The following is an 18794-nucleotide window of genomic DNA, read 5'->3' on the forward strand; positions in this document are numbered from 1 at the left end:
GATATGAAAACTTGCTGAAGAAAGGGGAGATGAAGAAAATGGGCAGAATTTTTGATTTTCTGAAAAATTATTTTGGGGCGTTTTCGTCCTTTTCTACCATAAAATGGATTGATGTTGTAGAAATACTGCTGATTGCCGTATTTGTCTATCAATTCATGTTGTGGATTAGAAATACCAGAGCCTATTCTCTTTTAAAGGGAATTTTAATTGTATTGATATTTACTTTTGCGGCATATCTCTTGCAGATGAATACCATTTTGTGGTTGGTGTACAATGCAGGCGGGTATGCGATTACAGCGATTCTGGTTATCTTTCAGCCGGAGCTCAGAAAGGCGTTGGAAGAGCTGGGGCATAAGAAAATAGTCAGTACCCTGATTCCTTTCGAAAGCAATAAAAAGGAAGAACCGGGTCGGTTCAGCGACAGAACCGTGAATGAGATTGTGCGAGCCAGTTTTGAAATGGGAGCGGTAAAAACAGGTGCTCTTATTGTAATTGAAGAGGATACTATTTTAAATGAATTTATCAGAACCGGAATCAATCTGGATTCTTTAATAAGCAGTCAGCTATTGATTAATATTTTTGAACATAATACTCCTCTTCACGATGGCGCCGTCATTATGCGGGGAGACCGAATCGTGGCGGCTACCTGTTATTTACCTCTGTCAGATAATCTGGAACTGAATAAAAATTTGGGTACAAGACATAGGGCTGGTGTGGGAATCAGTGAAGTCAGCGATTCTCTCACCATTATTGTATCAGAAGAAACCGGAAGGGTCTCTGTGGCCAATCGCGGAAGACTTCAGGTAGGAGTTACAAAAGAGGAATTAAAGGAGATTCTGAAAACAGAGCAGAACAATAATGTGAAGCAGGAAAAACTAAAACATAAAAGAAAGTTTTGGAAGGGACTGATGAAGAATGAAAAAAAGTCTGATGAATAAATTTACGCTGAAAATTCTTTCCCTGGCAATTGCTGTTCTTATCTGGCTTATAGTCAGAAATGTTCAGGATCCTGTGATTGTGCAGACTTTTTATGATATTCCGGTAACTTTGGTAAATGAATCATATTTGTCAAACAATATGAAAATTCCTTTATTGATAGACGGTGATGATACGGTAAAGGTAAGAATAAAAGCAGAGGAAAGTGTTATCAAGGAACTGAAAAAAGAGGATATTGTGGCTCAGGCAGATATGACACAGATATACATGGATGCAACGCCGAAAATGGTGCCGGTAGAAGTTACCTGCAAAGGAATTGCAGATGACAATATTACGGTGACACCAAGAAATATTCAGGTAGACATTGAAAACCAGACCAGCGTGGAAAAAACCATTGCTGTCAATACAGGGGATACAACACCGGATAAAGATTATGAAGTGGGAAGCCTTCAGGCTAATCCTGAAAAAGTGACGATTTCAGGACCGGAATCTATTATAAATAAAATTGATAAAGTTGTGGCAAAAATAGATGTTACAGGTATGAAAGAAAGCAATGTGGAGTTGGATTCTGAACTGAAAATTTATGATAAGAATCAGGACGAGCTTTCAGAAAAACAGTTGTCTTATTTGAATCTGGCAGGTGTTCAGGACAACAAGATAAAAATTCAGGCACAGTTCTGGAAAGTGCAGAAGAATGTAAAAATTGGGTCAGAGTACAGCGGTTCCCCCCAATATGGTTATGAGGTGGATTCCGTTAGTGTTGTACCGGAAACCCTTAGTCTGGCCGGAACAGATGAAGCGCTACAGAAGCTGGCAGTAGAGGGAAATACACTGACTATACCGGCAAGTTACATTGATGTTTCCGGAAAGGATTCAGACTTTGATGTGAAAGTGGATATCAGCGAACTGCTTCCTGAAAATATGAAGCTGGCGAGAGATATTAACAGCACGGTGATTGCAACTGTAAAGATATTGCCATATAATAGCAGGGATTACGAGGTTTCGCCAACGCAGATTAAAGTGGAGAACAAACCGGAAAATATGAATTACAAATTTGAACCGGACAAGATTGTAGCCCGTATTAAAGCAAAAGAGGAAGATTTGGATAATCTGAAGACCGATGATATTCAGATGAAAATTGATTTAAAGGACGCAAAGGCAGGAGAAAATACTTTGCCGGTAACAGTTACTTTGCCGGAAGGGTATGAACTGGTAGAGGATATTACGGTTAAAGTAGCGCTGATTGAGGCATCTGAAAAATAGAAAGAGAACAGGGAGTGAAGCTATGGTTAGCCAAATGGTAACAATAATTAATCCAACCGGACTGCATCTGAGACCGGCAGGGCTTTTGTGCAAAGAGGCCATGAAATTTAAATCTTTGATTACATTTCGTTTTAGGGGAAATACAGCAAATGCGAAAAGTGTGCTGAGTGTGCTTGGTGCATGTATAAAATGCGGAAATGAGATAGAATTAATTTGTGAAGGCGAAGATGAAGAACTTGCTTTAAAAACATTAGTGCATGCAATTGAAAGTGGACTGGGAGAATAAGAAGAGGAGAGGGCTGTTGTTTTGAGCGATAGTCCTTTTCTTTATAGAGAAAAACAGACAGGAAGGTGTACGGGAGAGGGAAGATGGTACATAATAAGATACAAAATGGATTAAAAGATGGCGTTCCCATTTGTGTGGGATATTTTTCAGTGAGTTTTACGTTTGGTATGATGGCGGTGAAGAGCGGAATTTCGCCCTTTCATGCGGTGTTGATTTCTCTTTTCAATCTGACTTCTGCAGGGCAGTTCGCCGGATTAAACGTGATTGTGTCCGGCGCTTCTCTTATGGAAATGGCGCTGACACAGCTGGTTGTAAACATCCGTTACGCGCTGATGTCCCTTTCGCTGTCTCAGAAGTTGGATTCTTCGGTGAATTTAGGCAACCGTATGCTGATAGCTTACGGAAACACCGATGAAATTTTTGCAGTGGCCAGTGCAAAGCCGGGGACGGTGGGAAAACTTTATATGTATGGTCTGATTTTGCTTCCGGTTACCGGCTGGGTAGGCGGCACTCTGGCCGGTGCTGTGGCGGGAACGCTGCTTCCAGCAGATATTATCAGCGCTTTGGGAGTAGCCCTTTACGGTATGTTTATTGCTATTGTGGTGCCTATGGCAAAAGAGCACAGAGAAGTGGCCCTTGTGACGGTGGCTGCGCTGGTTTTAAGCACGGCCTTTTACTATCTGCCGGGATTAAAAGAAATCTCTTCCGGTTTTTCCATGATTATCTGCACCGTACTGGCTGCGGGAATTGGGGCTGTATTATTTCCCATTAAGGAGGAAGCATCATGATTTACGCATATATATTTGTCATGGCAGGGGTCACCTATCTGATTCGTATGCTGCCGCTGACTTTGATTCAGAAGAAGATTTCGAATAGTTATATCCGTTCTTTTTTATACTATATTCCATATGCATGTCTGACGGCTATGACATTTCCGGCCATTTTGTATGCAACGCAATCTCCGGTGTCAGCTTTAGCTGGATTTGCAGTGGCCGTGTTGCTGGCGCTGAAGAAACAAAGTCTGGTGACTGTGGCTTTGTTTTCCTGCGTGGCTGTATTTGTGGCAGAGCGGATAATGGAGATCGTGTGAGAAGGTGGCTTTGGTTGATTTCTGAGGGGAAATAGTGTAAACTAGAATATCGTTCAGAGAAAATCAGAAATGAGATTCAGATAGGAAAGAATCAGGAGGAAAGATGAGTAAAATAAAAAAAGCGTTAGAATTACCGACGGAAATTTTTCATAATAGAAAACTGGTATTCAGTCTGGCAAAAAATGATTTTAAAACCAAATATGCAGGGTCTTATCTGGGGATTGTCTGGGCTTTTGTACAGCCTATCGTAACGATTCTGGTATACTGGTTTGTATTCAGTGTGGGTTTAAAGGCAGGGAACGCATCCAATTATCCCTTTGTGTTGTATCTGATTTCAGGAATTGTACCTTGGTTCTTTTTTCAGGATGCACTAAACGGAGGTACGAATGCACTGTTGGAATATAATTATCTGGTAAAGAAAGTGGTATTTAAAATAAGTATTCTTCCAATGGTAAAAGTTATTTCAGCTTTGTTTGTACATGGATTTTTCGTAGCGTTTGCGCTGATTATCAGTTCTTGCTACGGTTACACACCTACTTTGCATACATTACAGCTGATATATTATTCTTTCTGTACGTTTATGCTGGCTCTGGCATTGTCCTATGCAACCAGCGCTGTTGTGATTTTTTTCAGGGACTTGACGCAAATTATCAATATTTTTCTTCAGGTAGGAGTCTGGCTGACACCTATTATGTGGGATTTAGCTATGCTGGAGGGACATCCGCTTTTGATGAAACTTTTTAAATTTAACCCTATGTATTATATTGTTTCCGGTTACCGTGACTCTATGTTGGGGAGAACCTGGCTGACGGCTCATTGGAAATGGGGAATTTATTTCTGGGGTGTGACGATTGTGCTTTTTGCACTGGGAACCCTTATCTTTAAGAGACTGAAACCACATTTTGCAGATGTATTATAAGCTGTATATGAAGGAGAAAATGGAATGTCAGAAATAGCAATTTCGATTAATCATCTAAGTAAAGTATATAAATTATACGATAAGCCTGTGGACAGACTGAAAGAGTCTCTGGGGCTCACAAAACAAAAAAAATATAGAGAACACTATGCCTTAAGAGATGTGTCTTTTCAGGTGAAAAGAGGAGAAACAGTAGGTATAATAGGAACTAATGGCTCTGGAAAATCTACGATTTTAAAGATTATTACAGGCGTCTTAAATCCCACTCAGGGAGAGGTGCAGGTAAACGGAAGAATTTCCGCGCTTTTGGAATTGGGTGCAGGTTTTAATATGGAATATTCCGGTTTGGAAAATGTATATTTGAATGGAACTATGATTGGCTTTACCAGGGAAGAGATTGACAAAAAGCTGGATGACATACTGGCTTTTGCTGATATCGGAGATTTCATACATCAGCCGGTGAAAACCTATTCCAGTGGTATGTTTGTGCGCCTGGCTTTTGCTGTAGCCATTAATATTGAGCCGGAAATACTGATAGTAGATGAGGCGTTGTCTGTGGGGGATGTATTCTTTCAGGCAAAATGTTATAAAAAATTTGAAGATTTTAAGAAGATGGGAAAAACCATTCTTTTTGTCAGTCATGATTTGGGAAGTATCAGTAAATACTGTGATCGGGTTGTTTTGCTGGATAAAGGTGTGAAACGTCAGGAAGGCAATCCAAAAGAAATAGTAAATTTGTATAAAAAGGTTTTAGTAGGGCTTGATGACAGTGAGGAAGAGAAACCGGAAAAAGACCGGAAGAAGGCTGTGAAAAGAAAGGAGCCAGGTTGGAACCGTACCTTTGAAACGAATCCCAACGTATTAGAATACGGAAATGGAAAGGCAAGTATTACAGATTTCATTTTGGCAGACGAAACGGGAACGGTAAGTAATACCATTGAAAAGGGAAGTAATTTTGAAATCAAAATGAAAGTGCGCTTTCATGAAACTGTACAGGAACCTATTTTTGCATATAGTATAAAGAACTTACAGGGAACAGAAATTACAGGAACGAACACACTTTTTGAAAAATCGGATATCAGTTCCAAAAAAGAGGGACAGGTTTGTGAAATTACTTTTTCTCAGGAAATGAATCTGCAGGGCGGCGAATATCTGTTATCTCTGGGGTGTACCGGATATGTGAATGGAGAGTTCGAAGTGTTTCATCGTTTGTATGATGTCTGCGGCATTACTGTAGTTTCAACAAAAAACACCGTGGGATTTTATGATATGAATTCCAGGGTATCTGTAAAGTAAAGGAGAGTAAAGGTGGAGAAAATAGGGAAGGTAGAATTAGATGATACCTGCTATCCTGGCAGGGATTTATACAGCGATGGCGAAGTGGAAGACCAGCTTTTGGAAATCGCCAGAAACTATGGGGAGGAAGACTATAACCGTATTATTGCTGAGACTTCCAGCTGGCCGGTGATGTACCATTTTTCTAATATCCGGCAGAATATTGTAGAATGGCTGCCTATTGGAAAAGGAGATTGTGTTCTGGAAATCGGAGCTGGATGTGGAGCCATTACAGGAGCGCTGGCCCGTAAAGCAAAAAGTGTGCATTGTATTGAACTTTCTAAAAAAAGAAGTTACATTAATGCTTACAGAAATAAAGCTTGTGACAATGTGAAAATTCTCATGGGAAATTTTCAGGAGATAGAGAAAAAACTGACAGAGACATACGATTACATTACACTCATAGGTGTTTTTGAATATGCCGATGGTTATATCAGTGGAGATGAGCCTTATCAGGAAATGCTGGAAGTGATAAAAAAGCACCTTGTGCCTCACGGAAAAATAGTCATAGCCATAGAAAACAGATTGGGTATGAAATATTGGGCAGGTTGTACAGAAGACCATACAGGAAGATACTTTGAAGGGATAGAAGGATATACAGATACCAGAGGGGTCAGAACCTTTTCTAAAAAAGAATGGGAGCAGATGATTGCTGCAGCAGGGCTGAAAGCGGAATTTTACTATCCTTATCCGGATTATAAATTTCCTCTGGCCCTATATTCCGACCATTATCTGCCCGGTAAGGGAGAATTGAATCTGAATATTATGAATTTTGACAGGGAGAGACTGGAATTGTTTGATGAAGGGAAGGTCTATGACAGCCTGATAGATGAGGAATTGTTTCCATTGTTTGCAAATTCATTTTTAATTGTATTAGAGGGAGAATGATTATGGAAAGGATTCTGTATACAAAATATTCAAATGAACGTACTGCCCAATTTGCTATCCGTACGGATATAGTAGAAAAAGACGGTTCTCGGCAGGTGAGAAAAAAAGCATACTATGAGGCGGGAAAACCTCATATCCGGAAAATATATGAAGCTTATGAACAGTTAAGCTGCAGTTTTTCGTCTACCAGACTGTTGATAAACCAATGCAGATGGGAAGAAGATGGAATTTATTTGGAATATCTTAAAGGGCAGACTTTACAGGAAGAACTGGACAGATTATTAGAGAAAAGGAAAATAGAGAAGTTTCAAAAAATTTTGAGAGAATATATGGAACTGATATTGCAGACGGCTGAGAACCCCTTTTGTATGACGGAAGAGTTTCGAAAAGTTTTTGGAGACGTGAAACTCCGTGAGGGATTTTATTCTGCTCCGGTAACGGATATTGATATGGTGCTGAGTAATATCTTTATAGACGAGAAGGGCGAGTGGACACTGATTGATTATGAGTGGACTTTTCTTTTTCCGATACCGATTCAGTTTGTGCTCTATCGTATTTTACATTATTATGAGTGCAGCAATGCCTTTCGCAGTCAGATTGGAGTCTGGGATTTATACGCTGCGGCAGGAATTTCTCCTGAAGACAGAGAAGTCTTTCTGGAAATGGAGAAACATTTTCAGGCATATGTTATAGGAAATTATGTACCACTGAGAAAACTTTATCCCAAGATTTCGCCAGGGAAGACAGGTCTGCATACGGTTTTAAAAAGAACAGGAAGTCCGGAAAGAGTTCAGATATTTCTTTCTCAGGATGGCATTTTAAGAGAAGAAGAATCGGAATATTATGCTATGCCGGACGGGAAAGTAAAGCTTCGTATCGAAATAGGAAGCAGAATCAGACGGATTCGTCTGGACCCCGGAGAACAGGCAGGAAGAGTAAAATTGAAACGTCTGGAATGGGAAAATGGAGAGAAATGCCAAGTCAGAACCAATGGGATTGTACAGTCAGACCAGACTTTTCTTTTTCTGGAAGAAGACCCTCAAATTTATATTGAGAGTATTCCGGCAAATCCGGGATTTTTATGCCTGGAAATCAGTAAAGACAGTGGGCAGGACGGATATGTACAGCAGATTTTGAAGGAAAAAGCGGAAATGAACCGACAGAAAGAAGAAGTGGAAGCTCTGAAAAAGCAGCTTGCAGAAAAGGAGAAATTGATTGCCGCTATGGAGAATACAAAAGTCTGGAAAACGTATACGAAATATAAAAAGGTGATAAAAGGGGAATAGACAGATATGGGTACTATGCGCTGGTGTATCGACAAGGCGGATTTGAATCACTCAGGAAAAGACAGATTTGAAATCAAGGGATGGATTTGGAGCAAGAAAAGTAAAAAGCCGGAAGTTCAGGTGTATGGAAACAAAAATCAGGAGATACCTTATAAAATTACATGGGTGAAGAGACCGGATGTTCAGAAATATCTTAAATTAAAAGAGGATGAGACAGAACTTGGTTTCAGTATTTCTATAAACGGTGTATCAGGGCTTTGGGATTCCTGCACACAACTGGAAGTGTTTTTTTCAGATTCAGTAGAACGAGTACAAGTGTATAAAAAAGAATTTTCGGAAATTAAGCAAAATTATATAAAAAGTCTGATTAAATACAGCATTGATGGTGTTTCTTTTGTAGAGGATATGGTATTGGTCAGGGGATGGGCTCTTTATAAAAACGGTATTTGTCCGATTTATGTCCGAGACAGAGAAGGGCAGGAAATGGAATGCGTCCTGGAACAGGAGATGCGGCCGGATGTAAATGCGATTTTTTCCGTATCTTCCGAGGTAAAGTGCGGGTTTTCTTTGAAATTTCACAAAAAATATTTGGAGAGAGGAAATATAACAGTCTTTTTCAAGGAGCCGGATTCTAAGGCCAATTATGTGCTGTCAGCCAGAAAACTGAACTTTGAGAACAGTCGGTTTGGAAAATATTATCAGCAGCTTGGTCCCAGAATGATGAAACGAAACCTACAGTTTATACGGACACATGGAATGGGAGAGTTTAAAAAGCAGCTTGATATAAACATGAATCCCTCAAATCAGGGATATGGTTACTGGGCAAAACTGCATAAGGTGAAGAAAGGGGAATTGCGGCGTGAGAGGCAGGAAAAGTTTCCTTTTGAACCTTTAATTAGTATTGTGATTCCTCTTTATAAAACACCTTTAAACTATCTGGAAGAACTGCTGCAGTCCGTGGTAGGACAGACGTATGAAAACTGGCAGCTTTGTCTTGCAGACGGAAGCCCGGATCATGCAGTGGAAGAATATGTGAAGCGAAAGTATAAAAAAGAATCTCGCATTACTTATGAGCGGCTGAAGAAGAACGGTGGAATTTCCGAGAACACCAATGAGGGATTAAAACTGGCAAAGGGCGAGTATATTATGCTCAGCGACCATGATGATGTATTGGAAGTCAATGCTTTGTATGAGATTGTTAAGGCGCTGAATAGTGAGAGCAAGCCTCAGATTGTCTATACAGATGAAGATAAGGTGACCATGGATGGAAAGGAATATTTTGACCCCCATTTCAAGCCTGATTTCAACTGGGATTTGCTGAGAAGCAATAATTATATTTGCCATATTTTTGTGGTAGATAAGAAAATTGTAGATGAAATCGGAGAATTTCGGAAAGAATACGACGGAGCCCAGGATTTTGATTTTATTCTGCGCTGCTGCGAAAAAGCAGACAGTATTTATCATATTCCTAAGGTCTTGTATCATTGGCGTTCTCATCCCAATTCTACAGCAGGAAATCCGGCCAGCAAGATGTATGCTTATGAGAATGGCAAAAGGGCTGTTCAGGCACATTACGAAAGAATCGGCCAGCCGGCTGAAGTTACCATGACACCTTTCTGGGGAAGATATCGTTCCAGACTGTTGGTGCAGGGAATGCCTATGGTTTCTATTGTTATACCAAATAAAGATCATATAGATGATTTGGACAGATGTCTGAAATCCATTTATGAGAAAAGTACTTACCAAAACTTTGAAGTAATCCTTGTGGAAAATAACAGTACGCAGCAGGAAACCTTTGATTACTATGCTCAGGCAGAGCAGACCAGAGAAAATCTGAGGGTGCTGTACTGGAAAGACCGGTTTAACTATGCAGCTATTAATAATTTTGGTGTGAAGCAGGCAAAGGGCGAGTATCTTTTGTTCTTAAATAATGATGTGGAAGTGATTACACCTGACTGGATAGAAGAAATGCTGGGATACTGCCAGCGAAAAGATGTGGGAATTGCAGGAGCAAAATTATATTACCCGAATGATACGGTACAGCACGCCGGAGTGGTTATTGGTATGGGAGCAGACCATGCTGCCGGTCATGTGTTTTACGGAGTGGAAAGGAAACGCTTTACTTATGGAGGAAGAGCTAATTCTACACAGGATATCAGCGCTGTGACTGCTGCCTGTATGATGGTAAAAAAATCTGTGCATGAAGAAATAGGGGGCTTTGACGAGAAGTTTGAAGTTGCTTTTAACGATGTCGATTACTGTCTGCGGGTAAGAGAACTGGGACTTCTGGTGGTGTTCCAGGCCTTTGCAGAATTGTATCATTACGAGTCACAGTCCAGAGGATTGGAAGATACAAAGGAAAAGAAAGTGAGATTCCAAAAAGAGGCAGAGCTGTTCAGAACCCGTTGGAAGGAGATTCTGGAAAAAGGAGACCCGTACTATAATCCCAATTTGACTTTAAGACACAGTGACTGTTCACTGAACTGGGATTAGGACAACAGGAGTAAAGGAGAACTGTATGAGTCGCGAGTTAATAGAAGCGGAGCGGGAACGTTTCAGCTTAAAAGAGGAGAATTGTTATCGAATTGAGGGAGCCTGGAAGACGGGATATGTGCCGAAAGTCTATGTGGATAAAGAGCAGGTGACAGATATTTCTTATGCTGAACGGGAAGGACAGATGGAACTTTCCATAAAGATACCGGAGCATGCACAGCTTTATAAAAAAGTATATGTGTATGGGGTAAAAGGAGAAGCCAGATATCTGTGGTTTTCTGAGCAAATGAAAAAAATCTTGAGAAAACAGAGGAAACCCCAATATTTCATTGATTATGCAGATGTGGATTTTGAACAGCACAGATGTATGGTAAGTGGCTGGGCTGTGTATTCCGAACCTCTTGAAATTTATGTGGAAAATGAAAAGGGAGAGCGTGCAGAGTTTTCTCTGGAACGCGTCAATCGTTCTGATGTACAGCAGCAGTACCAGGAATGGGATGTGGGAAAGGAAAGCGGCTTCTTTCTGGACATTCCTTTTCGGGAGGAAAAAGGATTCCGGGTAGTATTTTCGGCAGGAAAACAGAGGACAATCCGGTATGTTAGTCTGCAAAAGAGAAAGATTGCAGGGGAAAAGGCAGAGTATTACTGTCAGAAGGGAATCCATTATCTTAAGGTACATGGAGTAGCAGGCTTTGCAAAAAAACTGATGAAAAAGGCAGAGGAATATAAAAATCGTCCGTATCCATATACCAGATGGTATCCAAAGCATATGCCTTCGCAGGCAGAACTGGAAAAGCAAAGAGGGCAGTCTTTTGCCTATGACCCCCTTATCAGTATCGTAATTCCCCTGTATAATACTCCTCAGCAGTATCTAAAGGAACTGTTGGATTCTGTCCAGGCGCAGACTTATGGAAAGTTCCAGCTTTGTCTGGCGGATGGCAGTGACAACGGGGATGTAGAAGCGTATATTCGGGAACACTACGGCAATGAAAAGCGGTTTGTATACCATCGTCTGGAGGAAAATGATGGTATCTCCAGAAATACAAATGAAGCCATCAAAATCGCAGAGGGGGATTTCATTATGTTTTCTGACCATGATGATACCCTTGCACCCAATGCGCTTTATGAAATTGTGAAGGAACTCAATGACTATCCGGAAACAGATGTGGTTTATACGGATGAGGATAAAGTCACCATGGATGGAAAACGTTACTATGACCCGCATTTTAAACCGGATTTCAATCTGGATATGTTGCGGTGTAATAACTATATCTGCCATATTTTTGTAGTGAAACGGGAAATTGTAGACCAGGTAGGGCTGCTGCGGAAAGAATATGACGGCGCACAGGATTTTGACTTTGTACTCCGCTGCTGCGAAAAGGCACATCGAATCGGTCATGTGGCGAAAATTCTGTACCATTGGAGAAACCATCCGGCATCTACAGCAGGAAATCCGGAGAGTAAAATGTATGCTTACGAGGCAGGAAGAGCTGCTGTACAGGCGCATTATGACAGACTGGGAATCCGGGCAGAGGTAAGTATGACTGAGCAGTGGGGAAGATACAGGACAAAACTGTTTGTAGAAGGAACCCCTTTGGTGTCTGTTATCATTCCCAACAAAGACCACAAAGCAGATTTGGAAAGATGTATCCGTTCTCTGTATGAGAAGACCTCTTATGATAATTTTGAAATTCTCATTGTAGAAAACAACAGCACAGGAAAAGAAATTTTCCGTTACTACAAAGAATTAGAGGAGAATTATGACAATATTCGTGTTCTTCGCTGGGAAGGTGCTTTCAACTATTCGGCAATTAACAACTATGCTGCAAAGGAAGCAAAGGGAGAGTATCTGTTGCTTCTGAACAATGATATTGAAGTAAAGTCAGAAAAATGGATGGAAGAAATGCTCAGCTATTGTCAGAGAGAGGATGTAGGAATTGTAGGTGCAAAACTTTTGTATCCCAACGAAAAAATTCAGCATGCAGGTGTGATTATTGGGATGGGACCGTCCCACACAGCCGGGCATATTTTCTATAATTTTCCAGGTGACCAGTTTGTTTATGCAGGAAGAACCCAGACTACACAGGATTTAAGTGCAGTAACAGCCGCTTGTATGATGACGAAAAAATCGTTGTATGAGGAACTTGGCGGGATGGATGAAGACTTCCAGGTGGCCTTTAATGATATTGATTTTTGCCTGAGGATGCGGGAGATTGGAAAACTGGTGGTATTCCAGGCGTACGCGGAACTGTATCATCATGAATCTCTGACAAGAGGATATGAAAACAGACCGGAAAATAGAAAGCGTTTTAAAGATGAAACCAGACGGTTTAAAAGCAGGTGGAAGGAGATACTCAGAAAGGGAGACCCTTATTACAATCCTAATTTCAGCCTGGAGAGAAGTGATTGTGTGCTGAGTGAATAGGAAAAGAAATGCCACAGGATAGAAAACCTGCCGCAGTAGGCAGCGCCGGAATACCCGGACTGTCTGCAGCGGCAGGTTTCTCTTTTTAAGAAGTGATTTTTTTCCGTTTTTTTCTGTTCTTTTTTGCCTTCTTTTTTCTTACATACTGCACAAGTACAGATACAAGTCCTGCGCAAAGCCCTGCGAAGATAAGAAGCATGGCAGGAAATACCAGCGGTGATACCAACTGTTTTTTTACTGTGCCTACTTTAAACATAGACATATCAGAGGTTGTCCGTGTTTCTACCTGCAGAGGAAAGGCAGCAGTGAGTTTTAGGATTTCCCGTCCCTGATAGGAATAGGTTCTGGTTCTGGAAACCCCTTCGGTATCCTGGTCTGTCACCATCATGGAAGCAGTGCTTGCACCTTTTGGCAAAATGACATATCCATCAGGTTCTTCCGAATCCGGCGCTTTCAGCCAGTAGACCGGAAGTTTTTCAGAATTATCAAATCCGTAATCGAAAAGTTTGATTGTGTCTGTGAAGCGGTCGTTACCTTCCGAGCGCATGACTACGCAGACAAGCGTCATATCGTCTCTGGTGGCTGCAGTAATCAGAGTGTTTCTGGCCGCTTCTGTATGTCCGGTCTTTCCGGCAATGGCGCCTTCATATTTATAATCCCCCTCTGTGAGAAGGGCGTTGTGGTTTTCCAGATTCCGGGGAGTAGAGGTCTTATTGGTTGCCGGAATGGTGTATTTGTCTGCACCGGCGATTTTGCAGAAATTCTCATTTTTCACAGCCTCGGCAAGAATCAGAGCCAAGTCGTAGGCGGTTGTGTAATGATTGGGGTCAGGCAGACCATTGGCGTTGACAAAATGGGTATTTTTGCAGCCCAATTCTGCAGCACGGGCATTCATCATATCGGTGAATGCACTGACGGAACCGGCTACCTCCACGGCCATCTGGGTGCAGACTTCATTGGCAGAGGCCAGCATAATGGCATACAGACACTGCTCCACCGTCAGTTCTTCGCCTACCTGGGCATTAATCGTAGAGTTTCCCGGTGCCAAATCCGGCAGAATCACATCGGTAAAAGTAACCTTTTGGTTTAAATCATCTATGTTTTCTAAAATCAAAAGAGCAGTCATGGCTTTGGTGGTGCTGGCCGGGTAACGAATCTCATTCATGTCCTTGTCAAAGAGCACCTGTCCCGTAGACACTTCCATCAAAACGCCTGATTCGTCTGCAATTTCCGGAGCGGAAGGCCAGGCGGCAACAGAGCTTGTTTCTGCAAAAACGGGGACAGCAGAAGTCATGGCTAATAAAAGTGCCAGCAGAGGGCACAATAACTTTTGAATCCTATGTTTTTTCTTCAAATGTATTCCTCCTTTACGCAAATTAACTTCAGTATACCATATTCATGGTTTTCTTTAAACAGAAAATGTGTTAGAATAAGGCAGGAATTAGAAACAAACAGTGAAAAATACACTGGAATCCAGGTAAAGGCAGGTAAATTTTATGCCGAAGGGAAAGATAGAATGGGGAAAGCTGATGGGCAAAATGTCCCCTTATATGATACAGAAAGGGCTGAGGTATTTAAAGCACTACGGAGTAAAAGAATTCTGGGTGCGTCTTCATGAGCGGTTTGAGCCGGAAGAAGTGCCTTATGGCCCCTGGTATGAGCAGTACATACCAACCAGAGAAGAACTGGAAAAGCAAAGAAAGAAAAAATGGAACTATGGTCCGAAAATCAGTATTATAGTTCCTGCATATAAAACGCCGGAGGCTTTTCTGCGCCAGCTGATGGACAGCCTTCTGGCACAGACATACGCGAACTGGGAACTTTGTATTGCCAACGCCAGTCCGGAGGACGCTTCCATGGAATATGTGCTGAAGGAATATGCAAAAAAGGACAGCCGGATTCTATGGAAGAAGCTGGAGGAGAACAAAGGCATTGCAGAGAATACCAATGAGGCATTTGCTATGGCCACAGGAGAGTTTGCGGGACTTTTGGACCATGATGATTTGTTGGCGCCCAATGCCCTGTATGAGGTTGCAAAAGCGCTGGAAACAGAGCCGGATATTGATGTACTTTACACAGACGAGGATAAAGTCAGAGGCGACGAGGTGCTGGAACATTTTCAGCCCCATCTGAAACCGGACTTTAATATAGACTTACTGCGTTCCAACAATTACATCTGTCACTTTTTTGTAGTGCGGAAATCATTGCTTGAAAAAACAGGAGGATTCCGCAGAGAATACGACGGCGCCCAGGATTACGATTTTATTTTCCGCTGTACACAGGCAGCAGGAAAGATACACCACATTCCTGAAATTCTGTATCACTGGAGAACGCACCAGTCCTCTACTGCGGACAATCCGGAAAGCAAACTCTATGCTTTTGAAGCGGGAAAGAGGGCCATCGAAGAAAATCTGCGGCAGAACGGGCTGATTGGAGAAGTGAGCCATACAAAGGACTATGGATTTTACAGAGTAAAATATCCGGTACAGGGAGAACCCCTGGTATCCATTATCATTCCAAATAAAGATGCAAAAGAAGATTTGGAAAAATGTATTCAGTCTATACTGGAAAAATCTTCCTATACTAATTATGAAATTCTGATTGTGGAGAATAACAGTACAGGGGAAGAAATCTTTTCATATTACAAAGAACTTTCTGAAAATTCCAGAATTCGTCTGCTGCGGTGGAAGAGGGAATTTAATTATTCTGCTATTAACAATTATGGGGCAAAGAAGGCCAAAGGGGATTATCTGCTGTTTCTGAACAATGATACGGAAGTGATAAGTCCCGACTGGATAGAGGAAATGCTGGGCTTTTGCCAGCGGCCGGATACGGGAATTGTAGGAGCCAGACTGTACTTTGGAAATAATACCGTTCAGCATGCCGGAACGGTTATTGGAATCGGCGGTATTGCAGGTCATATGTTTACAGACATGCCCAGAGAACGATCCGGCTACATGCACAAAGCGGCAATTATACAGGATTTAAGCGCCGTGACAGCTGCCTGCATGATGGTGAAGCGGCAGGTGTTTGATGAGGTGCAAGGCTTTGAAGAACAGCTTTCTGTGGCATTTAATGACGTGGATTTCTGTCTGCGCGTACGGGAAAAACAGTATTTAGTGGTATATGACCCGTATGTGGAACTATATCATTATGAATCGAAAAGCAGAGGTGCAGAGGACAGCAAAGAAAAAGTCCGCAGATTTCAGTCGGAAATCGAATTTATGCGCTGCCGGTGGGAAACTCTTCTGAAAAAGGGAGACCCTTATTACAATAAGAATCTGTCCTTGGTGAAATGGAATTATTCCCTGAAGCCAAAGGACTGAAAGGTTTAAAAACATGTATGAAGTTTCAGTAATCATTCCGAATTTTAACGGAAAAAAATACCTGAAGGACTGCCTGGATTCCATGAGAAAGCAGGACTGCGAAAATTTTGAAGTGATTCTGGTGGACAATGGTTCCGAGGACGGAAGTACGGATTATGTGCGGGAAGTCTACCCGGAAGTGCAGGTCATAGCCCTGAAGGAGAATACGGGATTTTGCACAGCGGTCAATACAGGCATTAAGGTCAGCACAGGCAGCTATGTGATTCTGTTAAATAATGACACCATTGCAGAGCCGTCTTTTGTGAGCAGCCTTTTAAAGAGTATGAAGAGACATCAGCGGGCTTTTTCCTGTCAGGCGAAAATGATTCAGATGCAGGACCATGGAAAAATGGACGATGCGGGCAATTACTACTGCGCTTTCGGCTGGGCCTTTGCGGACGGAAAGGGGAGAAATCAGGAGAATTACAATACGGAAAAGAAAATATTTTCTGCCTGCGCAGGTGCGGCTATTTATCGAAAAAAAGTGCTGGATAGAATTGGACTTTTTGACCACGAGCATTTCGCGTACCTGGAAGATTTGGACATCGGTTATCGCGCCAGACTTCATGGATATGAAAACTGGTATTGCCCGGAAGCTTTGGTTTATCATGTGGGAAGCGGCACCAGCGGTTCCAGATACAACCTTTTCAAGGTGCGCTACTCCTCCAGAAATAATATTTATATGATTTATAAAAATATGCCCCTATGGCAGATTGTGTGGAATTTCCCTTTGTTGTTGCTGGGATTTGGCTGTAAGGCACTGTTTTTCGCAAAAAAAGGTTTTGGAAAAGAGTATCTGGCGGGAATGAAAAATGGGTTTACCATTTCCCGGCAGAACCGGACGAGAAAAGTAAAAGATATTGCTTTTGGAACATACCTGCGGATTCAGTGGGAATTATATTGTAATATCATAAGATTTTTGCGAAAATAGAGAATTTTGACGGGGAGGAAAGGAGAACAGTCACACATGTTGAAGCGATATATACAGGAAAATAGAAAATCCATTTTCATAACAGTAGTGTTTACTGTGGCCTTGTATGCGGTTATGCTGCTTGGAAACCGGATATCTATTGATACAGAAGTGATGATAAACAACCCGGAAGGACAGTTAAATGCCTGGTATGGGATTAACCGTTTTGGACTGGGGCTGTTTAAACATGTTTTCCATTTGATTCCCATATCCATTCCATTTACCAATGTTATGACGGTTTTGTTTTTTATCTTTGCTGCAATTTCCTGGAATTACAGTTTGGTAACACTGCAGAAGGTGCAGAATACCAAGGCTGTTTTTGTGTTTTTGCTTATTTTTGTCAGCAGTCCTATTTTTGCTGAACAGTTTCATTTTACTCTGCAGAGTATGGAAATTGCTTTTGCACTTGGCGCAGAGGCCATTGCGGTTATTCTGGTATCCCGCTGGGTGGAGAAAAAGGGCATTTATCATGCCATAGCTGCAGTTCTTTTACTGGCCTTTTGTTTTTCCTGCTATCAGGCCTTTGTTTTTCTGTATGTGTTTGCCTGCCTTCTGTTGTACCTTATCCGTCAGGAGGAGAAAGAAACTTCGGGAAAAGAACAGGTGGAGGAAATTTTCAAATACATTTTGGTGCTTCTGGCAGCTTTTGTGCTGTATGAAGCGGCGGCAACGGCGATTAAGGCAAGTATGGGTCTGGAATCCGGAAAATATCTGACGAATCAGATTCTCTGGGGACAGGAACCGGTGCTGTATACTTTGTGCAGAGTCATAGCTTACACAGGATTTATAATGACGGGTTTTATGTCCTCGTTTCATCCGTTTTTGCCAGTGTTGTATCTTTTCTTTGCTGTTGTACTGTATAAAAAGTGGCAAAAAAAGGGAGGACAGAGTTTTCTTAAATTGGCCAGTCTTGCGGGGTTAATGATAGTGCCATTTATTCTCCCGGCAGTTATGGGAAATACGGTTCCTATAAGGGCACAGTTCTGTATTCCCATTCTGTTATCCTGGCTGGGATATTTTTTTGTAAAAAGCAATGAGAAAGGGAAAATTTTTCGATACGCAAGAATCTGCGTAATTCTTATGCTGGTGTTGCAGACTATCGCTGTCCCGGCGCTGGAACTCAGTGCATGGAGGTGCTATGAAAAGGACAAGGCCTTTGCAAAAGAAGTAGAGGCGGCGGCAGGAGATATTCAGCCAGAGGAAAAGCTGGTTTTTGTGGGAAAATATACGCCGAATCACATGATAAAAGGTCAGACCATGGGTCATTCTTTCTTTGAATGTGATGCGGATACAGCATTTGGCAGTAATTACAGAATTCATGGATTTATGGAAACTCTGGGGATAAAATATCAGCTGCCCACGCAGCAGGAATATGAGCAAGCCAGACAATATGCGGAAAAATCACCTTCCTGGAAGGAGAAGAAAGCGGTATATACCGAAAACGGACTGCGTATCATTAAGCTGTCTGATTGAGAAGAGAAGAATAGGAATTGCGTTTTTTTTAAAATTGTGATATATTATTAAGAACTTGTTAACTAATC

The 18794-nt window shown here is 41.7% G+C and carries 15 protein-coding genes; 14 read left to right on the plus strand and 1 reads right to left on the minus strand.

Annotation, left to right across the window (positions count from 1 at the left end; all coding sequences use genetic code 11):
- Positions 1-38: 38 nt before the first annotated feature.
- From cdaA to WKT17_RS09510, 11 genes are all read left to right on the plus strand, one after another.
- Complete coding sequence (cdaA, locus tag WKT17_RS09460; protein ID WP_173747907.1) at positions 39-938, plus strand: diadenylate cyclase CdaA; 900 nt, start codon at positions 39-41, stop codon at positions 936-938.
- Positions 916-2199: a CdaR family protein gene (locus WKT17_RS09465; protein ID WP_173747905.1), complete on the plus strand. Its 1284-nt coding sequence runs from the start codon at positions 916-918 to the stop codon at positions 2197-2199. Before cdaA ends, WKT17_RS09465 begins: the two co-directional genes overlap by 23 nt.
- A gap of 22 nt (positions 2200-2221) precedes the next feature.
- Entirely contained in the window at positions 2222-2485 is a 264-nt protein-coding gene (locus WKT17_RS09470; protein WP_173747903.1) for an HPr family phosphocarrier protein, read from the plus strand.
- A gap of 83 nt (positions 2486-2568) precedes the next feature.
- Positions 2569-3273, plus strand: a complete 705-nt coding sequence (locus WKT17_RS09475; RefSeq protein ID WP_173747901.1) for an AzlC family ABC transporter permease — start codon at positions 2569-2571, stop codon at positions 3271-3273.
- On the plus strand, positions 3270-3575 hold the full coding sequence (locus WKT17_RS09480; RefSeq protein ID WP_173747899.1) for an AzlD domain-containing protein: 306 nt from the start codon (positions 3270-3272) through the stop codon (positions 3573-3575). Before WKT17_RS09475 ends, WKT17_RS09480 begins: the two co-directional genes overlap by 4 nt.
- 103 nt (positions 3576-3678) lie before the next feature.
- Complete coding sequence (locus WKT17_RS09485; protein WP_173747897.1) at positions 3679-4494, plus strand: ABC transporter permease; 816 nt, start codon at positions 3679-3681, stop codon at positions 4492-4494.
- 24 nt (positions 4495-4518) lie between these two features.
- Complete coding sequence (locus tag WKT17_RS09490) at positions 4519-5787, plus strand: ABC transporter ATP-binding protein (protein ID WP_173747895.1); 1269 nt, start codon at positions 4519-4521, stop codon at positions 5785-5787.
- Positions 5788-5799: 12 nt separating this feature from the next.
- On the plus strand, positions 5800-6714 hold the full coding sequence (locus tag WKT17_RS09495; protein WP_173747893.1) for an SAM-dependent methyltransferase: 915 nt from the start codon (positions 5800-5802) through the stop codon (positions 6712-6714).
- A 2-nt stretch (positions 6715-6716) separates the two neighbouring features.
- The gene (locus WKT17_RS09500; protein WP_291681477.1) at positions 6717-8000 is read left to right on the plus strand and encodes a hypothetical protein; all 1284 of its coding nucleotides are present in this window, start codon (positions 6717-6719) and stop codon (positions 7998-8000) included.
- A 6-nt stretch (positions 8001-8006) separates the two neighbouring features.
- Positions 8007-10493 (plus strand): glycosyltransferase family 2 protein, encoded by a 2487-nt coding sequence (locus WKT17_RS09505; RefSeq protein WP_291681476.1) that lies wholly within the window; start codon positions 8007-8009, stop codon positions 10491-10493.
- 25 nt (positions 10494-10518) lie between these two features.
- The gene (locus tag WKT17_RS09510) at positions 10519-12918 is read left to right on the plus strand and encodes a glycosyltransferase family 2 protein (RefSeq protein ID WP_291681475.1); all 2400 of its coding nucleotides are present in this window, start codon (positions 10519-10521) and stop codon (positions 12916-12918) included.
- Between the two features lie 85 nt (positions 12919-13003).
- On the opposite strand, the gene WKT17_RS09515 is transcribed toward WKT17_RS09510, so the two are convergent.
- The gene (locus tag WKT17_RS09515) at positions 13004-14272 is read right to left on the minus strand and encodes a D-alanyl-D-alanine carboxypeptidase family protein (RefSeq protein ID WP_291681474.1); all 1269 of its coding nucleotides are present in this window, start codon (positions 14270-14272) and stop codon (positions 13004-13006) included.
- 142 nt (positions 14273-14414) lie between these two features.
- On the opposite strand from WKT17_RS09515, the gene WKT17_RS09520 reads away from it, so the two are divergent.
- The 3 genes from WKT17_RS09520 to WKT17_RS09530 are packed head-to-tail and all read left to right on the plus strand — an operon-like array spanning position 14415 to position 18726.
- Entirely contained in the window at positions 14415-16244 is a 1830-nt protein-coding gene (locus tag WKT17_RS09520; RefSeq protein ID WP_173747883.1) for a glycosyltransferase family 2 protein, read from the plus strand.
- Between the two features lie 13 nt (positions 16245-16257).
- Positions 16258-17214: a glycosyltransferase family 2 protein gene (locus WKT17_RS09525; protein WP_173747881.1), complete on the plus strand. Its 957-nt coding sequence runs from the start codon at positions 16258-16260 to the stop codon at positions 17212-17214.
- 36 nt (positions 17215-17250) lie between these two features.
- A complete protein-coding gene (locus tag WKT17_RS09530; protein WP_294542544.1) occupies positions 17251-18726 on the plus strand; it encodes a glucosyltransferase domain-containing protein in 1476 nt (491 codons plus the stop codon).
- Positions 18727-18794: the final 68 nt, after the last annotated feature.

It is taken from the genome of Blautia sp. HCN-20427 (genome assembly GCF_037890365.1).
Classification (GTDB): Bacteria; Bacillota; Clostridia; order Lachnospirales; family Lachnospiraceae; genus Blautia.